The following is a 20,482-nucleotide window of genomic DNA, read 5'->3' as shown; positions in this document are numbered from 1 at the left end:
ATCTGACAGGGACGATTTTCATGGGACGCCACCAGCCGCTGTCGGTGTGGTTTTCCTCTCTGTACTTGATGGGCCTGAACCAGTCGAACCTGCAGATCGCCGAAGCGCTCGGTCTGAATGAAAGCGATGGTCAGTGGATGGCCGAGCAACTGCGCGAGGGGATCGTCAAACGCCGTCGCACGGTGCGCCTGAGCGGCAAGGTGGAGTGCGATGAGGTGTACATCGTGGCCGGACACAAGGGTCGAGCGGATCGGATCCTGGGACGTCCACCACGTCGACGGCGGCTCAAGGGGGCTCCCGGACGAGGCACCTTGGCGAAGGACAAGCCACCCATCTTCGGCATGATCGAGCGTAGCGGGGAGGTGCGCATCGTCATGTTGGCGGATGTCAAGCAGCGCACGATTCGTCCCCTCATCGAAGAGACCATTGAGCCTGGCACCCTGATCAACACCCCCACGAGATCAAGGACATCACCGGGCACTACTCTGCGCCGGGACTGAAACTGCTCTTAGAAGAGGCAGAAAAGATCACCAGGCAGGGTGCCGTAGTGCTGCGGGTCGTGACACAAAACGTGACACAAACAAAAAGCCCGGCCTAAGTGCTTGATTTGGAGCGGGAAACGAGACTCGAACTCGCGACCCCAACCTTGGCAAGGTTGTGCTCTACCAACTGAGCTATTCCCGCTACGAGCCACTTAGAATACCACCGAGAATTTCTTTGTCAAGCACTCAAGGAATCAAAAAACAGCGGGGCCAGATCAACAACCTTGCTGTTCCTGTCTTGTTGCAGTGCGGCATTGGCCTTAGCATCAAGCACATCATCGAGTACTGATCAACTGTCGCCAATGCTCAGGAGCACAACATGGCCGTCCAAGCCGTTCGAGAATCTATTCAGGGGCATCCGTTCAACGATGTCCTGAACGAACTCCATGCCCACACCCTCACCGGCGTACCCGGCGAGTCCGATCCCTTCACCTTGAGCGAACTCGAGCGCGAGTACATCGCCTACGCACTCGCCATCTACTATCAGTGCGATCACTGCCAAAAATATCATGGCCGTGTCGTCGACCGCCTGCGCGAACAATCAGGGGCCAGCCACTGGGACTGGCGCGCCGAGTTCGTGCGCATCAGCCTGTTCCTGCGCACCAGCCGCTTCAACGTCTCGCAGCTAGAGTGGGATGGATGGATCGACTCTTGGCAGCGTTTCGCTGGGCGCCTGCATGCACGCCAACCCGGTCTCGCTTGCTGTATCGCCTATGCCGTCGGCATTGCTCGCGCCGACGAGCACTTGATGGATCTCTCGTTCGAATCGCTCGGCAGGCTTTACGCAACCGATGAAAATCTACTCGGGGCCATCCGCGACATCGATCGCCTGGTGGTCTTCATGAAGGCCGCGACCTCGAAGAACCGAACTGACCCCATCGTTCGTCGCCAACTCTCGGCGCGCGGTATCCGCGTCTAGACACAGAGGCCGCTCGCAGGGCCTTGGCCTTGCGAGCGGATTCATATGAAGGTTATGTCGACATCCAGACCCAGCACTTAATAGCCAAACTCACTAAAACGCAACATCAGCGGCTGACCGACATAGCCTAGCCCCTAGCCCCTAGCCCAAGGATTCCGATCAGCGCCTCGCGGCTGTTGAGGCGATCGATGAACTCCAGGTCTCCCTCCCCCGGATAGACATCAGGGTCATTGATCGTACTTGTGCAGGATGTCTTTCTTCGCGCGCTTATATTCTTGCGCGCTGATCAAGCCCTGCTCATAGCTGGCGTTCAGGTCCATCAACTCTTGACCCATCGTGGTGCTGGTCGCACTCACGGTTGTCTTGGCACCGCCCCCGCCACAAGCAGCGAGGCTCAATGTCAGCAAGACGCAGATCGCACAGCAGCGCATAACAGTCGTAGGCATCACTAGGACTCCTCATCGGTTTCCAATCGAGTTGTTCCCTCGGTATCAACGAGCGCATCGACAATACGCCGTTGCTCGACCTCGGTCAGATGCGGATGCATCGGCAGACTCATGATCTGCTCAGCAGTGGCCGCGGCAACCGGTGTGCACTCCGGGCAGCAGAGATGAGCATAGGCCGGCTGCTGATTCATGGGCATCGGATAATGTACCGCCGTTGGCACGCCTGCCGCTTTGAGTTTCGCTTGAACGGCATCCCGGTGCTGAACCCGCAGACTGTATTGGGCAAAGACGCTGGTTCGATCGGGCGCTGGCCAGGGCAGCAGGGTGATCGCCTCGGCTGTCGCGGCTTTCCTGCCGCTGAAAACCTGATCTGGGCCCCTTTCCTCTTGGGTTTCCACTCTGGTTTTCGCTTCGGTTTTCCTCTCGATCAGCGCATGATAGCGACGTGCAACGGCTTGGCGTTGGGCGATGTCTTGCTCGAAACGCTCCAGGTTAGCGAGCACGACCGCACATTGCAGGCTATCCATGCGGCCACCGATGCCGATGCGCCCGTGGATATAGCGCGCGCTCTGGCCATGCACACGGATCTCGCGGCAGGCTTGCGCAAGAGCATCGTCGCTGGTGAAGATAGCGCCGCCATCGCCGTAGCCACCGAGCGGCTTGCTGGGGAAGAAGCTGGTACAGCCGATGGTGCTCAGGTTGCAGCTCTTGTGGCCTTTGTATTCCGCGCCAAAGCTCTGGGCAGCGTCTTCGATGACCGGCAGATTGCCATGACGGGCGGCGATGGCGTTGATCTCATCCATATCTGCCGGTTGCCCGTAGAGACTCACGGGCATGATGGCCTTGGTGTTGTCGCTAATCTTGGCTTCGATCAGTGCGGCGTTGATGTTGCAGGTCCCGGGCTCGATGTCGACGAAGACCGGCGTCGCGCCCACCAGCACGATCACCTCAACCGTCGCGACGAAGGTGAACGGCGTTGTGATCACCTCATCGCCCGGCCCAATGCCGAGCGCCATTAAGCTGATCAGCAGTGCATCGGTGCCGCTGGCCGCGGTGATGCAATGCTGGGCGCCGGTATAGGCCGCGAGGCGCTGCTCCAGCTCAGTCACCTCGGGGCCCAAGATGTATTGGCCATGATGGAGGACGCGGTGGATGCCTTGCTCCAACTGCGGACGCAGGGCGTCCTGCTGGGTCTTCAGGTCGATAAATGCCATGGGGGCCTCAGCAGCCTGCTCCCGCAGCCAGACAACCGCCTCTGACGGCGAAAGCTGAAGCAGCGAGGTGCCAGCCGTATCGTAACCTTTGTCGTTGGTCAGGATCGCCGTCTCTCCCTGCAACGCACTCGCCGCCTTGACGATTTGGGCATCTTCCAGATCGTCATGGAGCAATAGAGTCCGATCTTGGTCAAACCCGAATGCACTCAGCGGTTGAAGATTGTCGAGTAGATTCAACAGCAATTGCTTGACCGTCTTCTTCGCCTGAGTTGGCTCCATTCCCTCCCGCTTGAACTGCCGATTCGCCACAGATTGCAGCACATGCAGACTTGGACTTGCGATCCAGGTAAAGGCGTCACCGCGTTGTCGGCTTGAGACCAACGCTGCGATGTCCAAAAGGCGATCCTCGGGCTGACGCTCCAGCCAGAGATCCAAGACGACGTTGACATCAAAGACCAGATTCTTCATCAGCTGTACTTGTCCGCCAAGGCTTCAGTCAATGCGGCTTTATCCTCTGCAGGACTTGCGACAGGCCTTGCCCGGGACAGCGGTCCTAAGAGTTGGCGAATCGCTGACAGGGTCGGCGCACCCGCTTGGCGAAAAGCCTCGGCGTCCTCGGCGTCGGAGGTCATGGATGAGGCTGAGGCTGTATCGATGCGCCCCCCTTTATCAAGCGCCTCATCAAGCGCCTCATCAAGCGCCTCATCAAGCGCCTCATCAAGCGCCTCGTCAGGCACCTCGACGACCACCCGCAGTGGGTCTTGCTTGAGCCTCAACGGCGTCAGAAATTCGAGTCTGCCCTGGCGATAGATGGCTTCAACTTGCATGATGATCAGCGTAAATAGTGGTCTGTCCCGGGTTATGATCAGCGTCAATCGTGGTCTGTTCCGGTTTTTGATGCCCGTTTGTGATCACGGTTTATGGTAATCAGTGGGCATTCTGGTCTTTGTCGCTATTGGCGAGGCTCGGCCAGGCCGCTTGCAGGTAGAGGATCATCGACCAGAGCGTGAGGAGCGCGGCAATGTACAGCAGGATCACCGCGGGCCAGTAGATCGGTATACCCAGAAACGGGCTGCCGAGGATGAGCAAGACGATCGAGATCATCTGCAGCGTGGTCTTCACCTTACCGGCCATCGACACCTTGACCTTGGCCCGGGCGCCGATCTCGGCCATCCACTCACGCAGCGCGGAGACGGTGATCTCTCGGCCAATGATGACGGCGGCAGGCAGCACAAACAGGATGCTGGCCTCCGCCTGCACCAAGAGCACCAGGGCGACGGCCACCATCAGCTTATCAGCAACAGGGTCCAGGAAGGCCCCGAGCGGCGAGGTCTGGCTCCAGCGCCGCGCGAGGTAGCCGTCAAGCCAATCGGTGATGGCAGCGACCGTGAAGATCAGCGCACAAACCAGGCGCGCCCAGGGCACTGGCAGATAAAACACCACCACGAACACCGGAATCAGCGCGATCCGCAGCAGCGTCAGGATGTTCGGAATGTTCCATAGGGTGGTGTTTGGGCTCACAGACTTCCCCGATAGACTGACTCGCAGGTGCACAGAACAACCGATCTTGCTTGACTCACGACCATTTGTCGTCGCGATTTATCGATCGATCGGCCGCACAGGGCTCATGGGCAGGGCACGACCAATTGGCAGCAAGCGATTAGCACTGTGCCATCAAGGCCGCCACCTTCTCCGCGGTGGGCTGTTCGATCACCCCACGCTCGGTGACGATCACATCGACCAACTCGGCCGGCGTAACATCGAACACCGGGTTGTGCGCGCTAACACCCTCGGGTCCGACAGGCGTCCCACCACAACTGAGCACCTCATCGGCGGCCCGCTCCTCGATCGGGATATCGGCACCGCGCGCGACGCTCAGATCGATGGTCGAGGTTGGCGCGGCCACCATGAAACGCACGCCGTGATAGCGGGCCAACACCGCAAGCCCATAGGTGCCGATCTTATTGCAAACATCACCGTTTGCAGCAATACGATCGGAACCGACGATGACCCAGCCAATCCCCCCGCGTGCCATCAGACTCGCGGCGACGTTGTCCGCCTGCACCGTCACCGGAATGCCGGATTGGTCAAGCTCCCAGGCGGTCAGCCGCGAGCCCTGTAACCAAGGGCGAGTCTCGTCAGCATAGACGCGTCCGATCTTGCCCGCGGCATAGGCACTGCGCACCACGCCGAGCGCGGTGCCGTAGCCGCCGGTAGCCAAGGCGCCAGCGTTGCAATGGGTGATGACGTCGGTAGGACCCTCGATCAGCGCCGCACCCAGGTCACCCATCGCCTGATTCGCCGCGACGTCCTCGCGGTGAATACGCAGCGCCTCGATCAACAGCGCCGGCACCGGATCGAGCTGGTCAAGCTGATCGAGCAGCTCACGCATGCGCTCGAGCGCCCAGAACAGGTTGATGGCGGTGGGCCGCGCCGCGGCGAGCACCTTCAGATCCTGGTCAACGCCGGGACGCCAGTCGGCCGGACTGCGCTGGAAATGATCGCGCACCGAGAGCACCACCCCGTAGGCGGCCGTCACCCCGATCGCGGGCGCACCCCGCACCACCATGTCTTTGATTGCACGGGCGGTTTCGGCGGCATTCTCGCAGACTACGAACCGCGTTTCGGCGGGCAGCGCGCGTTGGTCGAGCAGGAATAGCTGATCCTCATGCCAGACGATGGCGTTGTCTGGATGGGCAACCAGTGCATGCGGCTTTATAGCTTGCTTCATAGCTTGGGACGTTTCCATGACGCGATCCCTTGTGGCAAAGTTCTGGTGCATTCTTGGCCTTTTTGGCCCTTCGCTCAAGTGGCAACACGCCGAGGACCCCTTCATGCAAGCCGAGATCCTGATTCATGCCGACTGGATTCTGCCAGTGGATGCGGCGGATAGCACGCTGGAGCGGCATAGCCTCTGTATCGATCGCGGGCGCATCAGCGCACTTTTGCCGCGCACCGAGGCGGAGCAGCAGATCCAAGCTCAGCGCGTGCTCGAGCTGCCCGGCCATGCGCTGATCCCCGGCCTGATCAACGCCCACACCCATGCGGCGATGACGCTGTTGCGCGGTCTCGCCGACGATCTACCACTGATGACCTGGCTGCATGAGCACATCTGGCCCGCCGAGGGACGCTGGGTGGATACCGAATTCGTCGCCGATGGCACCCGGCTCGCGGTGCTGGAGATGCTGCGCGGCGGCATCACCTGCTTCAACGATATGTATTTTTACCCCGAGGTCACGGCGCGCATCAGCGCCGAGGCCGGGATGCGGGTGCTAGCCGGGATGATCGTGGTCGACTTGCCCACCCGCTATGCGCAGGACGCCGATGACTATCTGCGACGCGGTCTCGAGTTGTATGAGCAATATCGCGACCATCCACTGGCACGTATCGGTTTTGCGCCGCATTCGACCTATGCGGTCTCAGAGGAGCCGCTCGCGCGCATCCGCACCCTGAGCGATGAGCTTGAGGTGCAGGTGCACATGCATCTGCATGAGACGCGCGATGAGGTGATGCAATCGCTCGGCACGCACGGCGAGCGGCCGCTGGCGCGACTGGATCGCCTCGGCCTCCTGGGGCCGCAGCTGATTGCCGTGCACATGACGCAACTCGAGGATGAAGAGATCGCCCGCGTCGCCGCGAGCGGCGCGCATCTGGTGCACTGCCCGGAATCGAATCTGAAGCTGGCAAGTGGGTTCTGCCGGGTCGCGGACCTGTTGGATGCGGGCGTGAATGTCGCCCTCGGCACCGACGGTGCCGCCAGCAACAACGATCTGAACCTGCTCGCGGAGATGCGCACGGCAGCGCTGCTGGCAAAAGGGGTCGCCGGTTCTGCTGCCGCGGTACCCGCCGAAACCGCCTTGCGCATGGCCACCCTGAACGGTGCCAAGGCGCTCGGGATCAACGACGAGACCGGTTCGTTGGAGGTCGGCAAGGCGGCAGATGTGGTCGCGGTCGACCTTGGCAACCCGCATACGCAACCGCTCTACCATGCCTGCTCGCAGATGGTGTATGCGGCCAGCAGCAACCAGGTCCAGCACGTCTGGATCGCAGGTCGCCAGCTGATCCGCGACGGCGAGCCCCTGACCCTAGAGCCGGACAGCATCCTCACCGCCGCCCATCGCTGGCGCGATCGCATCGCCGAGCGCAACAGCTGAGACGATGGCAACCCGCAAGGCGTTAACCCGCAAGGCGTTATGCGCTTACCCTACAGTCGGCACTTCAAGACAGAACTAGCCTAAGCTCACCGCCATGAGTCATCCAAATCATTCACTCTTCTGGATGGCGGTCTACCTGGCGCTGGTCGGCGCCTTGATCGCCGTTCTCTTCGTGCCGCTCCAAGACGCCTTTCTCGCCAACTGGGGCTTCAATAGCCTGATCCTCGGCGTGCTCGCGATCGGACTCATCATCAACCTGCAGCAGGTCTTGGCATTGCACCCCGAGATCGCCTGGATCAGGCATTTCCGTACCGGCAATATTGAGCTGCTCGAGGAGCATCCGCGACTGATGAAGCCGCTGGCGCGCCATCTGCACGGTCGGCGCAAAGATCGCTTTCGGCTCTCGGCGCTGTCGTTGCGCACGGTGCTCGATGGCATCCGCTCGCGACTTGACGAGTCGCGCGAGATCTCGCGCTATATGATCGGGCTGCTGATCTTCCTCGGCCTGCTCGGCACCTTCTGGGGCCTGCTGGACACGGTCGGCTCGGTCGGGCGTGTGATCGCCGGGCTGGATGTCTCCGGCGGCGCGGTCAACGAGGTCTTCGCGACGCTGAAAGAGGGACTGGAGGCGCCGCTGGACGGCATGGGCACCGCCTTCAGCTCGTCGCTGTTCGGGCTCGGCGGCTCACTGATCCTGGGCTTTCTGGACCTGCAGGCCGGACACGCGCAGAATCGCTTCTTCAACGAACTCGAGGAATGGCTCTCCGGCCTCACGCAGCTCATCGACGAGCCCGAGATGGGTGGTGCAACCCACTCATCCGCACGCCTCGTCGAAGCTGCCGCCAAGACCACCGCAACACCCAACGCCGACACCGCCGCCCTGCTCGACGAACTCCGCGCCCAGCGTCAGGTCCTCGAAGCCCTACTCGCCGCCCAAGCTGGTCCACGAGCGCCAGCCCCCGATGCGACCGCAGAGGTGACCGCAACCCACAAACGCTGACCCAACTCACAACTAACCACTAACCACTAACCACTAACCACTTAAATCCCAGTGTTCACCGGAATCCGCCGCAGCTCCCGCACCGTCAACGTCTGGCCGGGCTATGTCGACGCGCTCTCGGCGCTGTTGATGGTGGTGTTCTTCGTGCTGCTGATCTTCACGCTGGCGCAGTTCCTGCTCCGCCAGGTGGTCTCGGATCAGGAATTCGCACTGGATCTGCTCAGCAACCGTCTCGCTGAGGTCAGCGAGGCCCTAGGCCTCAGCGAAGAACGCGCCGAGGCGCTGAACGCACAGGTGGCCCTGTTCTCGGAGCAGCTAGGCGAGGTCACCGACGAGCGCGACAGTCTGGCTGCGGCACGCGACCAGGACCAGCTGCGTCTGCTGGCGCTGGATGCGCTGGTCGCCTCACAGCAAGAGGCGCTCGCGCAAGAACAGGAATTGACCGCGGAGCAGCGCGATCAGGTCGCCCTGCTCAATCTGCAGATCGCCGCCTTGCGCACCCAACTGCAGGAGGTCGCCGGAGCCTTGGCAGCGGCCGAGCGCGACAAGGCTGAGCAGGCCGAGGAGATCACTGATCTTGGCGAGCGACTGAATCTGGCGCTCGCGCGACAGGTCAACGAGCTCGAGCGCTATCGCTCCGAGTTCTTCGGTCGGGTGAAGGAGGCGCTGGGCGAGACTCCCGATGTGCGCATCACCGGGGATCGCTTCGTGTTCCAGTCCGAGCTGCTGTTCCCGTCCGGCGAAGCGGCGCTGAATCCGGCCGGCCGCGCGCAGCTCGAGCAGCTTGCCGAGACCTTGCTCGAGGTGGCCAAGCTGATCCCCGATGAGATCGACTGGGTGCTGCGTATCGACGGCCACACCGACCCGCAGCCGCTGCGCGAGGGACACCGCTACGCCTCGAATTGGGAACTCTCGACCGCGCGCGCGCTGTCGGTCGTCGAGTTCCTCGCCAGCCGTGGCCTACCGCCCGAGCGCATGGTCGCGGCCGGCTTCGGCGAGCATCGTCCCGCCGTTGCCGGCAATGATGCCACGGCCTATCGACGCAACCGGCGTATCGAGATCAAGCTCACCAGCCCTTGACCAGAAGCCGCGCGCTCACCTTAGGTGTCGATCACCTGAAGTTGTCGAGCGGCATCGCGTTGAACGGATGGTCAAGCGGGCTCAGTCGGCGAGCAGCAATGCTTTGAGCGGATGGGTGAGCATGCTCAATCGCCTAGCAGCAGCGTCTTAGCAGCATTGATCTGGGCTGCCAGATAATCAGAGCCACCCCGATCCGGATGCAGCTTTTGCATCAGGCGACGATGCGCGGCGCGAATCTGCTCAGGCTCGGGCTCGGCCCCGCCGCCCGCGTCGAGACCAAGAATGGCCAAGGCATCGTCGCGCGTCATGCCCTGCCCGCCCGAGCCGGACGCCTTGCGCCCATCGCGAGCATCCCCATCCCAATCCGCACCGCCCTCGGCGGCCTGCTCGCGCCAATCTGGGTGCTCGCGTTCCAGATAGGCTGTCAGCACCGCCGCTGACTGCTCATCGTTGTCCTGATAGAGCTCGAGCATGCGCAACAGTTGGTCGAGGACTAGCTCAGAGAGCTGCCGGCCCTGGAATGGACCTTCGCGCACCTCGCCATCCATCGCACCGCTCGCATGATCGAGGCTCATCGCCAGATAGCGGGTGCGGATGGCGGAGCGCTGTCCGCTCTCGCCGCCGGCGCCTGCCGCGCCACCGAGACCGCCGCCAAGCCCACCACCGAGTCCACCACTCGGGATACTGCCAGCCAGGCCACTGAGCCCAAGCGAGCGCAGCAGCCGTTGCAGCATCGGCAGCATATGCAGCAGATTGAGGATGCGAAAGCCGACTGGAATCGCCGCGGCCAGCGCCGCAAAGATCGGGTTCAGGCGCCCGCTGAGGGTGGCGATCACAAGCAGCCCAATGCCACCCCAGAGCGCGGCGCGGCGCAGCACGCGCGCGACCTGTGTCGCTGGTGTGCGGCTAAACCAGTAGAGAAACCACAGCGCACCACCAACGATGATCAGCAGGATCAGCAGCCGCGCCATTGCTCAGACTCCAGCATCATCATTCACTTGCCTCTCAGCTGCTGGCTCAACCGCAGGACATCACCCCCGCGCCGGCGACCAAAGTCAGCCAACGCCTTGCGACCGCCAGTGGCATAGACCGCGACCGCACTGAGAAGGTCCTTCAGGGTGCCTGGGCTCGAGGCGTCGAACGGACACCAAGCGCCACCGCTGAGGCGCGCAAGCTCCTTTAACGCACGCTCGGCGGTCGGATCGCGCCCCTCCTGGAACACGAAGGCCGGCACCCCGAGCAGGCCGAGCTGACCCGCCAACCCGGCCAGGCTATCAAGCGGCTCCTCGACGCAATCACCGACGAAGACCAGCGCATTGACGCGCTTGCGCCCTGTTTCGGCGATGGCGTGATCCAGTACGCGACCGATCTGGGTGATGCCAGCCGCGCAGCGCACCGCCGTCATCCGCGGCAAGAGCTGATCCGCATGACTGCACCAAGGCGAGGCGTGCAGCTCCTGAAAACCGCGGTAATGGACCAGCTGCACGTCCAGCCCGCCCAAGTCGTTCGTCTCTTGGAACATCGCCGCCTGCAGACTGGCGGCCTGATCCCAGCTCGGCTCGCGGCTCGCGGTCGCATCCATTGAAAAGATCAACCGCCCGCGCGAACCCGACGGCGCTCGCTTGGGCACCGCCGCCACCTGCGCTAGGAAGGCATCAACCTCGTTCCGGTTCGACGTCGTTTCCAGGTCTGTTCGCGAGCGTTTCATCGTCCTCAGCTGTTCGGTGAGATTGAGTTAGATTGAGGGTCAATTGGGGGTAAAGCGACGGTCAATGGGTCGGATATCAGGGCTCATCGCCCTCGGTGACGATCTGCAGCTGCGCATGCACGAGCGTCCGATGCACCGGGCAGCGTTCGGCAATCTCCAGCAGCAGCGCACGTTCCCGCTCGCTGAGCGCTCCGACCAGCGTGATCCGCTGCACAATCTGCTGCGGACCCTGCCGAGCGCCCTCCGCGGCCGGACGCTCCTGATGCCGAAGCCGCACCTCGATGTCATCGAGTGCCAGACCTTTCCGGCTTGCCACCATGCGCAGCGTCATCGAGGTACAGGCCCCTAAGGCCATCAGCAGCAGCTCATACGGATTCGGCCCCAGATCCGTGCCGCCGGCTGACTCCGGCTCATCCGCCAGCAACTGATGCCGCGCCGCATAGAGCCCACGCAGGAAGGCCTGATCGCGCTCGGTCACCAACACCTCGCCGGGCTCCACAGCGGGCGCAGTGCCACCGCCAGCCTCCTCATGATGGCGATGCAGGCCCAGATAACGACTCGCCCAGGCGACCAGCGTCTCTGCGACGTACTCGGAATCCTCTCGGTCGGTCAACAGATGGTCGGCCCGATCGAGCGAGATGAAGCTCTTCGGATGCAGTGCCGCGTGGTAGATCTTGGCCGCCTCCTCAACCTCAACGATCTCGTCGACAGGCGAATGGAATACCAACAGCGGGCGCTTCAGCCGGCGGATATGCTCCGCATCGGCATACTGTTTGAGGTCGTCGAGGAACTGGCGACGGATGCGAAACCGGCGTCGACCCACCCGCACCTCGGCCTCACCGGTCGACTCCATCTCGCCGCGCACGCCGCTGAACAGGTGCTCGATATGATCCGGCGTCGCCGGCGCGGCGATCGTCACTACCGCCTCGACCGACGGCAGACGCCCCGCCGCGGCGAGTACGGCGGCACCGCCCAGGCTATGACCGATCAGCAGCGCTGGCGCCGAGTATTCAGCCTCAAGCGCTGCCGCCGCCGCGAGCAGATCCTGGACATTCGATGAAAAGCTGGTATTAGCGAAGTCGCCATCGCTATTGCCGAGACCGGTAAAATCGAAACGCAGCACCGCAATGCCACGCGCTGCCAGGGCACGGGCGATCCGGGTTGCCGCCGCGAGATCCTTACCGCAGGTGAAGCAATGCGCGAACAACGCATAACGCTGCGTCTCGACGCCCGCCGGCGGCGTCTCCAGCAGTCCCGCGAGCCGGTGGCCCTCGGGATTGTTAAAATCGAACCGGATGCGTGCCATAGCCTGACCTCATGATCTGTCGATAGTATGCTATCCACCTCGGGGGTCGCGGGGAATCGCGCCAACCCTAGTTCAGACGACGACGGTACGCATGGCAACCATCCAAACCGGACTCTTGGTCGTCGAGTTGGCGCTTGAGTCCTGGGCGGCGGCTCAGGCGGCGCTGCTAGAGCAGCTACCGGCTGAAGAGCAATCCCGGATCCTGCGCTATCGACGCGATGCCGACCGCTACCGCAGCCTCATTGCGGCGCTGCTGCCGCGCCTCCTGATCAGCCATCGGCACCAACAGCCTTTAGCGCAGATCCAGGTCGAGCGCGGCCCGACCGGGAAGCCATTTTACCCGGACGATCCCAAGCTCCACTTCAACCTCTCACACTCAGGGCGCTTTGTCGCCCTCGCATTCAGCGCCTCGCCAGTCGGCGTCGACGTCGAGCAGATGCGCCCGATCAGGGACTGGGATGCCATCGCCAAGCGCTTTTTCGCGGTCGAAGAACAGCAGTGGCTCGCCCGTTTCGATCACGCCGAGCGCAGACACCGCTTCGTCACCCTCTGGAGCCGCAAAGAGAGCCTGCTCAAGGCCACCGGCGAAGGCGTCGCCGGTGGCCTCAGCAGCTTCTGCGCCATCGCCGAAGACGATGTTGAGATTGAGATCGACCATCGCGGGCAACGCTGGTTCCTGCGCTCCTACCCAACCCTGCCCGGCTATGGACTCGCGCTCTGCGCGGGCTCGCCCAGTTTGCCACAGCCACTCCAAGCCCAGCTGCGGGCAGCACACTGCCTCGCCGACATCGAGCCAGCCATCGCTGCGTTGCTGGCCATGCCGCGGGTTGCAGCCAATGCCAAAGCACCTTAGGCTGAGGCATCGTTGAAACCGCACGTTGAAACCGCAGATGCACGCAGATTAAATTATAAAAAACAAGGCCCTAAAAAGTTTTAGCAAGGCATTCCCAACAGGTGGAGCAGGGATGCGTAGTAGGGTATTGGAATCGCTGCGTTCATCTGTGTCATCTGCAGTTCAAATGCGCTTTATTTACATGAATCTCGAGCGATTCATCTGCCGGGGTCGCGCGGCGCCACGAAGTTAGGATCATGTTCAAGGAAGGCCCGGCCCGGGTTCAAATGACGCACCAGGGGTGTCCATGCTGACAACGACAAACACGCTCGCGATGCCACCGCTGATCAAGACCAGCGCCGGTCAGGAGCGGCGCGTCGGGGTCGAAATCGAGCTGAGCGGACTCAGCATCAGCGAAACCGCAGACCTGGTGCAAGACACGCTCTTCGGCACCGATGCAGGTGAAGTGCTGCATCCCGGACGCTACGAGATCGCGTTGCGCGGTGACCCCGCAGGCGACTGGGAGATCGAGCTGGACTTCGCCTACCTGAAGGCGCTCGGGCGGCGTGAGCGCAGCGAGGCTGACCTCGGCAATGCGGTCGAAGGACTCGCCGAAGATCTCCTGCGCCTGGTTGCCGAGCGCATCGTACCGGTCGAGGTCATCAGCCCACCGCTACCGCTCTCGCGACTGGCCGAATTCAACGCCGTCATCGAGCGCCTGCGCGCCGCTGGCGCGCGCGGCACCAGCGACGACCCCACCTACGCCTTCGGCATGCAGCTCAATCCTGAGATGCCGGCCACCGATGTCGACAGCATCCGCCAATATCTGCAGGCCTTCCTTTGCATCGAAGACTGGCTGCGCGAGCGCGCTGCGGTCGATCTGACCCGGCGGCTCACCTTCTTCGCCGACCCCTTCCCGAAGGGCTATGTGCGCACCACGGTCGCGCCTAGCTACTCGCCCAATCGCACGCAATTGATCGACGACTATCTCGATGCGAACCCAACCCGCAACCGCGCGCTCGACATGCTGCCCCTGTTTACCCACCTCGATGAAGCGCGAGTGCGTGAGCGGGTGCAAGACGAACGGGTCAAAGCACGACCGGCCTTGCACTATCGATTGCCGAACAGCGAGGTCGACCAACCAGGCTGGGATCTCAGCGGCCCCTGGCAAGACTGGCTGATGGTCGAGCGCTTGGCTGCAGACCCGGCGCAGCTGGAGCGGCTCTGCGCCACCTATAGCGACTATCTCAACAATCCCCTTGGACGCCTCACCGGAGACTGGAGGCAGGAGTGTCAGCAATGGCTGAGCGAGAACGACCTCCTCTAATTGGCGTCACCGGCCCGACGCGCGGCTCGCACGCGCCCAAATTCCTCGTGCAGCTGGCTTTGCGCCTCGCCGGTGCGCGCACTGAGCTACTCACGCCGGTGAATCCAAAGCCAGAGTTCCAGGCCAAGGCGGATGGGTTCGTGATCACCGGAGGGCATGATGTCGACCCCGTCCTCTATGCCGCCGCTCCCGAGGTGAAGCCGAAATACGATCCAGAACGCGACGCGCTCGAATCGGCCGTTATCGATCGCGCCTTGAAACGCGGCCTACCCCTACTCGGCATCTGCCGTGGCGCGCAGCTGCTCAACGTGCGCCTCGGAGGAAACCTCTTCCAAGAACTCCGCTCACGCCGCAAGCACACCTCCAACCGCTGGACCATCTTCCCGCTCAAAACCCTCTGCATCGAGCCCGGCACCGAGCTGCGGCGCCTAATCGATAGCGACCGCGCCCGTATCAACAGCCTGCACAATCAAGGCATTGACCGCCTAGGCGAAGGCCTGATCGTCGCCGGTCGTGATCTCGACGGTATCGTGCAAGCGATCGAAGCCCCCTTGCGCCACAGCGTCCGCGGCGTTCAATGGCACCCAGAATTTCTCCTCTACAACCGCGGCCAACGCCAACTCTTCAACAGCCTTGTCGCCGCAGCTCGGCTCAGAAACGCCCTCCTAGCGACTGCGCGACCAAAAGGCCAGCATTGATTCGTGCTCGCCTTTGTTGGCCTTAAGCGCCTTGTAGGATGCGAGGAAGTCCTCCTGAACCTAGGGATCAGGAGCCTTGCCCGAGGCTGCAGATGCGCATCCAGTTCGGCCAGCTGCAAGTGGGTGAGCAGCGCCTCACGACCAAACCTCCATGCCTGCGCCAACACCGTCTGCACCGCCGCCGCCTGCAGATCAGGCGGATAGCCATACTTGCGCAGGATGCGCTTCACCAGCACCCGCATCTTGGCGCGCGCATTCTCACGATGTGCCCAGTCGACGGTAATGTTGCCTTGCAGCTGCACCAGCAACTCATGGGCGATCACCTTGAGCTGAGCGTTGCCCATCACCTCGACCGCGCTTTGATTCTCGGCCAGGGCATCGTAGAAGGCCAACTCATCCTCGCTTAGGCCTGCTTCCTCACCACGCGCCTGGGCCGCGCGTAGCTCCTTGGCGATCTCGATCAGTTCCTGCAGGACTTCGACCGTACTGATGGCGTTGCTGTGATAGCGGGCGATGGCGGCCTCGAGCCGTTCGGAGAAGCGGCGGCTTTCGCTGACATTGCTGCAACTGCGTAAGCGCACCTGATCGTTGAGCAGCTTGCGCAAGGCCTCGAGCGCCAGGTGCTTCTGCGGGGTCTGGGCGATCTCGGCCAGGAACTCATCGGAGAGGATCGAGATGTCTGGCGAGCGGATGCCAGCGGCACCGCGGATGTCGACGATCTCGGTGGAGACCACCGAGCGATCGATCAGTTGGGCAATGGCCGCATCACGCTCGGCGCTGCCGTGACCGCCACCGCTGCTCGACTTGACCAAGGCGGCGCGGATCGCCTGGAAGAAACCGACCTCATCGCGGATCGCCTTGGCCTCTTCGCTGGCGGAGGCCAGGGCATAGGCCTTGGACAGTTGCAGCACGGCGTCTTGATAGCGGCGGTGGGCGCGCTGCTTGGCGGTCTCGTCGCACTCGCGCGCGGCGGCGGCTTGTTGCTGGCTGAGAATCCACTCGATGGACTGGCCCATCAGTGCCAGGCGCTCGCTGGGGTGCCGGTGAGCGCGGCCCGATAGTCAAGGCCGTGGGAACCGAACCCATGGAACATGGCCTGCACGATCTCGACCTTCTCCAGCATCACCGCGACGGCCTCGGCGGTGTCGATGCCGGTGCGCTCCTGATCCGAGCGTGAGTATTGGCCGAGGGCCTCCTTCAGACGCTGGGCGATGCCGATGTAATCCACCATCAGCCCGGCGGGCTTGTCGCGGAAGACGCGGTTGACCCGCGCGATGGCCTGCATCAGCCCGTGACCGCGCATCGGCTTGTCGACATAGAGCGTGTGCAGCGCCGGGGCATCGAAGCCGGTCAGCCACATGTCGCGCACGATCACTAGCCGGAGCGGATCGTTCGGGTGCTTGGCGCGGCTGGCCAAGCGCTTGCGTTGGGACAAGCTGGCGATGTGCGGCTGCCAGTGCTCGGGATCAGCGGCGGAGCCGGTCATCACCACCTTGACCGCGCCCTGGTCCTCTTGGTCGTTGTGCCAGTCGGGCCGCAGGGCGACGATGGCCTGGTACATCGCCACGCAGATGCGCCGGCTCATGCAGACGAGCATCGCTTTCCCATCGAGTGCCTCCAGGCGGCGCTCAAGGTGTTCGACGAGGTCGGCGGCGATGCGGTTGACCCGATCCTCGGCGCCGACCAGGGCCTTGATGCGCGACCATTTGCGCTTGAGGATCTCCTCGACCTGATCATCATCGGCGTCGCCGGTCAGCTCATCCAGCTCCGCGTCCAGCTCAGGCTTCTTGCCTCGGGCAGTTCGATGCGGGCCAGCTGGCCGTCGGAGATCACCAGTGCGGCGTTGGTGCGGAACAGGCTGGGGATCTCGGCCTTGTAGGTCTGTAACTGGGTGTAGGCAGTTTGAAGGGTCGCTTGCTCGCTGCTCGGGCTTTTCAGCTCGATGACCACCAGCGGCAGGCCGTTGATGAACAGCAGCACATCGGCGTAGGCCTCACGCTCCGGGGCGCTGCCATCGGGGCCGGCCTGGGCCTCGGTGGTGGTTTGGTAGCCGAGTGCCGCGAGATCGGCGAGCAGGGCTTGCTCGATGTCGGCTTCAGCGAGAAAGGTCATTGCCCATGGCCTTGGCGAGCAGTGCGAGTCCGCGGGCGTTCTGGCCTTGGCCGCGCTGGGCACGGACGCGAAAGAGGGCTTCGGCTTCGGCTTCGGCTTCGGTGACCATCTGACTCGCCATCGCATCAAACAAAGCATCGATGCTCTGGCCGCGGCCTTGGGCGATCTCGTCGAGGCGTCGATAGGTGTCGTCGGGTAGCGTCACGGTGAGCGAAGTCATGGCGTTGAGAACCAGTTTTCCATAGCCAGCCCTTCAAACGCGCGAAAGTCGTCCAGGTTGCGCGTGACCAGCACCAAACCATTGGTGGCAGCAATGGCGGCTATTTGCGAGTCTGCGTAGGCGGGCGGTTGACCCAGCCGCCGCAAGCGGGCGCGCTCATTCGCCTGCCAGGTCGCCGCTTCGGTATCGAACGGTAGCACTGGCAGACCGGGTTGCACGCGCGAGAAGAGGTAATCTTGGAGTTGTGCGCGGCGTCGGCCTGGCTCCAGGATCAACATCCCAAAAAGCAGCTCTTGCCAGGTGACGCTTGCCAGCGCCGCTGTTGAGCCATGGGCTTCAAGTTTCCGCATCACCCCGGGATCTGGCTTTTTCGCCACAGGCTCGGAGACGACATTGGTGTCGAGCAAATAACTCAGTCGGGCCACTGAAAAGGCTCCTGAGTAGAACGATCACGCCAACCGTCGATCTCATCATGTGTCCAGTCAATCGGTTCAAAATCGGGCGCGGCTCGCATCTCCAGCAAGGATTGCCAAAAGTTCGCCGATTCGCGGGGCGTCGCAATCGCTGTGGTCTGAGGGTCGCGAGCCTTAAGCGGACGCACAATGACTTCCACAGCTTGGTGTTCCCATTCCGGGGGCAAGTCGATGCAGAGTTGTCTGGGCGCATCGTCGATCTGGCTTTGCAGGATGGTCATGGTCGTTTGCACCTCATCAGGGGTCTTAAAGCACCGCCTCGACCTCGCGCTCGGCGTCGCGTAGGCGAAAGGTGACGATGCGCGGCGGGTGTCACGCTGGGCACCGATCGTCGGCACGCGCTCAGTATAGGGGCATCCAAAGCGATACGGCATTGCTCGGGGTGTCCCGGAGCGTTCCTGCACCACTTGCACTCCAATTGTCCCGTAATCCACGAGGGCGAGGCTGAAGGACGACACGAAGACGCGCCAACGAGATTCATGGATCATCTGCGCTGCAGCTGAGCGCAGGACGACGGGATCATTTGAGGGATATCGATCCCAGGTAGGGATTTGGGCGATTAGCCCATTTGACCAGGTATACCCTTGTGGGGATTTTGAGGGGTCAAACCACCGAACCGATGAAAGAAAGCACCATTAGTGATTGTTTTTAATGGTTTTATCGAGCATTGAATGGCGGAGAGGGTGGGATTCGAACCCACGGTACGCTCGCGCGTACACCTGATTTCGAGTCAGGCCCGTTCGGCCACTCCGGCACCTCTCCTAGGGCCGATCTTTACGACCGGTAGTCGCAAGACGGCCAGTTACTATATCATTTCAAGTTGCAGAGACCAACGGATTGCTGCAATTTCTGGCGTAGCACGCGCCGGCTCATCACAGGCCGCATCCAACGCCGCTGCGCTGCCTGACTGTGTGCGCAGTCCGTCGAAGGCGTGGTCAGGGGTGACGCCAAGTCCGCAGCCGCTGGGCGTTGACGAACTCGAGGCTGATGCCATGTTGCTCGTGCCGTATGCGAGTCAGGCCAGCATAGTCGATGCGGATGCGGTACCAATGCCGGGGGTCGGCGTCCATGACATGACCGACGATGGCTCGGCTGACGCCAGCGTGACAGACGATGAGTAAGTGCCGTCCTGGATAGCTGGCGACTTGGCGATCGTAGGCGCGACCAATGCGCGCCTGCAAGGCATCGAGGCGCTCGCCACCTGGCGGCCGGTTGGCGACCGGATCGCGTCGGAATGCGCTGAAGACGGCCGGCTCTTGTTGCGCGAGATCGGTTGGCCTGCGACCTTCCCAAGCGCCCATGGCGACCTCTCGCAACTCAGGGTCGACCGCTAACGGTAGGCCGTGCCGCGATGCCAGCTCGCAGGCGAAGTCGCGCGCGCGGGCCATGGGTGAGCTGAGGATGAGATCCCAGGGGTTGTCGTCGCCAACGGCAGCGCGCATCTGCTGCCAGCCGAGGGCGCTGAGTGGATGATCGACGCCCTGGCCGCGGATCATGCGGCCACCGAGCGGCTCACCGTGGCGGATCAGGTCGACAATGGTATCTTGACCGGGCACAAGGATCTCCTTGGCGATGCAGCGGCCAGCAGCCGCTCCTAGGTGTTGCGTGATGAGAGTATCTTAATGCTGAAACGAGACAAGACCTACGTCGGCCTAAAGGCTGACAGCTACGGTGGCATGACGCCCACCGGCACCATTATTCGCGACGCCCAGGTCTTTGGCCTGATCCCGGAGGATGAGACCTGCAAGGGCTGGACGGTGTCGCGCGTCGAGGCCCTCTATGATCAGGTCAGCCAGGCCTGGCACCCGTATGGCCACCTCGCATCGCGCCTACCAGAAGACTTGCGCGAGCGTCATCGCCGCATCTATCAAGCCGCTATCCAACAGGCCCGCGAGTTGGGCTGGTCCGCCGAATTGTATGACGACCCAGAGATCTGACGACCCACTGATCACCCGCCTGCTTGAGTTGGCCCGCGAACTCTCTGAGGGTTCCGAGGGCTATCTCGAGCGCCAGGACGACCCCCAGCTCTGGTACAACCGCGGCTACGCCAATGGCATGCTTGCCGCGCTCCACAGGCTAGGCTATGGCGCGGAGGCGGATGCCGCGGTCGAACCGGACTGCTACGATGCTGCCCGCGACCAAGCCCACCTCGCTTGGGGCAAGGCCTACGAGCACGGTCGCGAGATGGGGATCGGCGAAACCTACCAAGTCACGGGGCATCACCCACCTGAGTCAACGCAACCGGGCTAGCCGGCAAGGCGCAATCCAACAGGATCACTCTGGTCGAGCGCGCCGATCCGCAGCGTATCGCCTCGCTCAACCTGCTTTCTTGACTTAGAAACTGTCCACCAACTCCTTCCCGATTTGAGGACCCAGGGTGGGCGATTATCGGGAAATAGAAAAAGGCAGCCACTTACTTTCACTCACTTACTTTCACTCACTTGCTCGAAC

The 20,482-nt window shown here is 62.6% G+C and carries 22 protein-coding genes, 2 tRNA genes and 2 pseudogenes; 10 read left to right on the top strand and 16 right to left on the bottom strand.

The window, feature by feature from the left end:
• Nucleotides 1-500 (top strand): transposase (locus CCR96_RS19665; RefSeq protein WP_207192015.1); only part of this gene is annotated, 500 nt, incomplete at its 5' end.
• A 108-nt stretch (nt 501-608) separates the two neighbouring features.
• On the opposite strand, the gene CCR96_RS19660 is transcribed toward CCR96_RS19665, so the two are convergent.
• Nucleotides 609-684: transfer RNA gene (locus CCR96_RS19660), tRNA-Gly, on the bottom strand.
• A 177-nt stretch (nt 685-861) separates the two neighbouring features.
• Between CCR96_RS19660 and CCR96_RS19655 the strand changes: the two genes are divergently transcribed.
• Nucleotides 862-1,461: a hypothetical protein gene (locus CCR96_RS19655; RefSeq protein WP_201222534.1), complete on the top strand. Its 600-nt coding sequence runs from the start codon at nt 862-864 to the stop codon at nt 1,459-1,461.
• Between the two features lie 227 nt (nt 1,462-1,688).
• On the opposite strand, the gene CCR96_RS19650 is transcribed toward CCR96_RS19655, so the two are convergent.
• The 5 genes from CCR96_RS19650 to mtnA form a co-directional block, all read right to left on the bottom strand.
• On the bottom strand, nt 1,689-1,907 hold the full coding sequence (locus CCR96_RS19650; RefSeq protein WP_201222533.1) for an SHOCT domain-containing protein: 219 nt from the start codon (nt 1,905-1,907) through the stop codon (nt 1,689-1,691).
• 2 nt (nt 1,908-1,909) lie between these two features.
• Entirely contained in the window at nt 1,910-3,589 is a 1,680-nt protein-coding gene (locus CCR96_RS19645; protein ID WP_274601159.1) for a DegT/DnrJ/EryC1/StrS family aminotransferase, read from the bottom strand.
• Nucleotides 3,589-3,948 (bottom strand): hypothetical protein, encoded by a 360-nt coding sequence (locus tag CCR96_RS19640; RefSeq protein ID WP_201222531.1) that lies wholly within the window; start codon nt 3,946-3,948, stop codon nt 3,589-3,591. The genes CCR96_RS19645 and CCR96_RS19640 overlap by 1 nt, the downstream gene beginning before the upstream one ends.
• A 100-nt stretch (nt 3,949-4,048) precedes the next feature.
• A complete protein-coding gene (gene pgsA, locus CCR96_RS19635) occupies nt 4,049-4,642 on the bottom strand; it encodes a CDP-diacylglycerol--glycerol-3-phosphate 3-phosphatidyltransferase (protein WP_201222529.1) in 594 nt (197 codons plus the stop codon).
• 139 nt (nt 4,643-4,781) lie between these two features.
• A complete protein-coding gene (gene mtnA / locus CCR96_RS19630; protein ID WP_201222527.1) occupies nt 4,782-5,852 on the bottom strand; it encodes an S-methyl-5-thioribose-1-phosphate isomerase in 1,071 nt (356 codons plus the stop codon).
• Nucleotides 5,853-5,955: 103 nt separating this feature from the next.
• Here mtnA and CCR96_RS19625 point away from each other — a divergent pair, with 103 nt between their 5' ends.
• From CCR96_RS19625 to CCR96_RS19615, 3 genes are all read left to right on the top strand, one after another.
• Nucleotides 5,956-7,275, top strand: coding sequence for a TRZ/ATZ family hydrolase (locus CCR96_RS19625; protein ID WP_201222525.1), 1,320 nt, complete (start codon nt 5,956-5,958; stop codon nt 7,273-7,275).
• A 94-nt stretch (nt 7,276-7,369) separates the two neighbouring features.
• On the top strand, nt 7,370-8,275 hold the full coding sequence (locus tag CCR96_RS19620; protein WP_242519226.1) for a flagellar motor protein MotA: 906 nt from the start codon (nt 7,370-7,372) through the stop codon (nt 8,273-8,275).
• 51 nt (nt 8,276-8,326) lie between these two features.
• Complete coding sequence (locus CCR96_RS19615; protein WP_201222523.1) at nt 8,327-9,355, top strand: peptidoglycan -binding protein; 1,029 nt, start codon at nt 8,327-8,329, stop codon at nt 9,353-9,355.
• Nucleotides 9,356-9,480: 125 nt separating this feature from the next.
• Here CCR96_RS19615 and CCR96_RS19610 read toward each other — a convergent pair whose 3' ends face one another.
• The 3 genes from CCR96_RS19610 to CCR96_RS19600 form a co-directional block, all read right to left on the bottom strand.
• Nucleotides 9,481-10,326 (bottom strand): J domain-containing protein, encoded by an 846-nt coding sequence (locus CCR96_RS19610; protein WP_201222521.1) that lies wholly within the window; start codon nt 10,324-10,326, stop codon nt 9,481-9,483.
• Between the two features lie 23 nt (nt 10,327-10,349).
• The gene (locus tag CCR96_RS19605; protein ID WP_201222519.1) at nt 10,350-11,063 is read right to left on the bottom strand and encodes a VWA domain-containing protein; all 714 of its coding nucleotides are present in this window, start codon (nt 11,061-11,063) and stop codon (nt 10,350-10,352) included.
• A gap of 76 nt (nt 11,064-11,139) precedes the next feature.
• Entirely contained in the window at nt 11,140-12,369 is a 1,230-nt protein-coding gene (locus CCR96_RS19600) for a bifunctional alpha/beta hydrolase/OsmC family protein (protein ID WP_201222517.1), read from the bottom strand.
• A gap of 91 nt (nt 12,370-12,460) precedes the next feature.
• On the opposite strand from CCR96_RS19600, the gene CCR96_RS19595 reads away from it, so the two are divergent.
• The 3 genes from CCR96_RS19595 to CCR96_RS19585 all read left to right on the top strand — a co-directional run bounded on the left by CCR96_RS19595 (nt 12,461) and on the right by CCR96_RS19585 (nt 15,226).
• Nucleotides 12,461-13,222: a 4'-phosphopantetheinyl transferase family protein gene (locus CCR96_RS19595; RefSeq protein ID WP_201222515.1), complete on the top strand. Its 762-nt coding sequence runs from the start codon at nt 12,461-12,463 to the stop codon at nt 13,220-13,222.
• 286 nt (nt 13,223-13,508) lie between these two features.
• Nucleotides 13,509-14,528: an amidoligase family protein gene (locus CCR96_RS19590; protein ID WP_201222506.1), complete on the top strand. Its 1,020-nt coding sequence runs from the start codon at nt 13,509-13,511 to the stop codon at nt 14,526-14,528.
• Nucleotides 14,501-15,226 (top strand): gamma-glutamyl-gamma-aminobutyrate hydrolase family protein, encoded by a 726-nt coding sequence (locus CCR96_RS19585; protein ID WP_201222504.1) that lies wholly within the window; start codon nt 14,501-14,503, stop codon nt 15,224-15,226. The genes CCR96_RS19590 and CCR96_RS19585 overlap by 28 nt, the downstream gene beginning before the upstream one ends.
• A 135-nt stretch (nt 15,227-15,361) precedes the next feature.
• Here the strand turns inward: CCR96_RS19585 and CCR96_RS25660 are convergent.
• The 7 genes and pseudogenes from CCR96_RS25660 to CCR96_RS19555 all read right to left on the bottom strand — a co-directional run.
• Nucleotides 15,362-17,050: pseudogene (locus tag CCR96_RS25660) on the bottom strand (type I restriction endonuclease subunit R); the annotation flags it as partial.
• 39 nt (nt 17,051-17,089) lie between these two features.
• Nucleotides 17,090-17,338 (bottom strand): annotated as a pseudogene (locus CCR96_RS24780) (type I restriction endonuclease); the annotation flags it as partial.
• Nucleotides 17,322-17,558, bottom strand: coding sequence for a ribbon-helix-helix protein, CopG family (locus tag CCR96_RS19575; protein WP_201222502.1), 237 nt, complete (start codon nt 17,556-17,558; stop codon nt 17,322-17,324). The pseudogene CCR96_RS24780 and the gene CCR96_RS19575, both read right to left, overlap by 17 nt.
• Complete coding sequence (locus CCR96_RS19570; RefSeq protein WP_201222499.1) at nt 17,555-17,983, bottom strand: PIN domain-containing protein; 429 nt, start codon at nt 17,981-17,983, stop codon at nt 17,555-17,557. The genes CCR96_RS19575 and CCR96_RS19570 overlap by 4 nt, the downstream gene beginning before the upstream one ends.
• Complete coding sequence (locus tag CCR96_RS19565) at nt 17,971-18,252, bottom strand: hypothetical protein (RefSeq protein ID WP_201222497.1); 282 nt, start codon at nt 18,250-18,252, stop codon at nt 17,971-17,973. The genes CCR96_RS19570 and CCR96_RS19565 overlap by 13 nt, the downstream gene beginning before the upstream one ends.
• A gap of 451 nt (nt 18,253-18,703) precedes the next feature.
• A tRNA-Ser gene (locus tag CCR96_RS19560) sits at nt 18,704-18,793 on the bottom strand.
• Nucleotides 18,794-18,966: 173 nt separating this feature from the next.
• Nucleotides 18,967-19,587, bottom strand: a complete 621-nt coding sequence (locus CCR96_RS19555; protein WP_338035918.1) for a histidine phosphatase family protein — start codon at nt 19,585-19,587, stop codon at nt 18,967-18,969.
• A 66-nt stretch (nt 19,588-19,653) separates the two neighbouring features.
• Between CCR96_RS19555 and CCR96_RS19550 the strand changes: the two genes are divergently transcribed.
• Nucleotides 19,654-19,968, top strand: a complete 315-nt coding sequence (locus tag CCR96_RS19550; protein WP_201222495.1) for a hypothetical protein — start codon at nt 19,654-19,656, stop codon at nt 19,966-19,968.
• On the top strand, nt 19,949-20,281 hold the full coding sequence (locus CCR96_RS19545) for a hypothetical protein (protein ID WP_201222493.1): 333 nt from the start codon (nt 19,949-19,951) through the stop codon (nt 20,279-20,281). The genes CCR96_RS19550 and CCR96_RS19545 overlap by 20 nt, the downstream gene beginning before the upstream one ends.
• Nucleotides 20,282-20,482 lie beyond the last annotated feature (201 nt).

The organism is Halochromatium roseum, from assembly GCF_016653315.1.
Taxonomy (GTDB): domain Bacteria; phylum Pseudomonadota; class Gammaproteobacteria; order Chromatiales; family Chromatiaceae; genus Lamprobacter; species Lamprobacter roseus.
This window is presented reverse-complemented; position numbering and strand designations above follow the sequence as displayed.

Coding starts and splice junctions, on each gene's coding strand:
- CCR96_RS19655 (WP_201222534.1), top strand. CDS start 862: ATGGCCGTCCAAGCCGTTCGAGAATCTATTCAGGGGCATCCGTTCAAC.
- CCR96_RS19650 (WP_201222533.1), bottom strand. CDS start 1,907: ATGCCTACGACTGTTATGCGCTGCTGTGCGATCTGCGTCTTGCTGACA.
- CCR96_RS19645 (WP_274601159.1), bottom strand. CDS start 3,589: ATGAAGAATCTGGTCTTTGATGTCAACGTCGTCTTGGATCTCTGGCTG.
- CCR96_RS19640 (WP_201222531.1), bottom strand. CDS start 3,948: ATGCAAGTTGAAGCCATCTATCGCCAGGGCAGACTCGAATTTCTGACG.
- mtnA (WP_201222527.1), bottom strand. CDS start 5,852: ATGAAGCAAGCTATAAAGCCGCATGCACTGGTTGCCCATCCAGACAAC.
- CCR96_RS19625 (WP_201222525.1), top strand. CDS start 5,956: ATGCAAGCCGAGATCCTGATTCATGCCGACTGGATTCTGCCAGTGGAT.
- CCR96_RS19620 (WP_242519226.1), top strand. CDS start 7,370: ATGAGTCATCCAAATCATTCACTCTTCTGGATGGCGGTCTACCTGGCG.
- CCR96_RS19610 (WP_201222521.1), bottom strand. CDS start 10,326: ATGGCGCGGCTGCTGATCCTGCTGATCATCGTTGGTGGTGCGCTGTGG.
- CCR96_RS19605 (WP_201222519.1), bottom strand. CDS start 11,063: ATGAAACGCTCGCGAACAGACCTGGAAACGACGTCGAACCGGAACGAG.
- CCR96_RS19600 (WP_201222517.1), bottom strand. CDS start 12,369: ATGGCACGCATCCGGTTCGATTTTAACAATCCCGAGGGCCACCGGCTC.
- CCR96_RS19595 (WP_201222515.1), top strand. CDS start 12,461: ATGGCAACCATCCAAACCGGACTCTTGGTCGTCGAGTTGGCGCTTGAG.
- CCR96_RS19590 (WP_201222506.1), top strand. CDS start 13,509: ATGCTGACAACGACAAACACGCTCGCGATGCCACCGCTGATCAAGACC.
- CCR96_RS19585 (WP_201222504.1), top strand. CDS start 14,501: ATGGCTGAGCGAGAACGACCTCCTCTAATTGGCGTCACCGGCCCGACG.
- CCR96_RS19575 (WP_201222502.1), bottom strand. CDS start 17,558: ATGACTTCGCTCACCGTGACGCTACCCGACGACACCTATCGACGCCTC.
- CCR96_RS19565 (WP_201222497.1), bottom strand. CDS start 18,252: ATGACCATCCTGCAAAGCCAGATCGACGATGCGCCCAGACAACTCTGC.
- CCR96_RS19550 (WP_201222495.1), top strand. CDS start 19,654: ATGCTGAAACGAGACAAGACCTACGTCGGCCTAAAGGCTGACAGCTAC.
- CCR96_RS19545 (WP_201222493.1), top strand. CDS start 19,949: ATGACGACCCAGAGATCTGACGACCCACTGATCACCCGCCTGCTTGAG.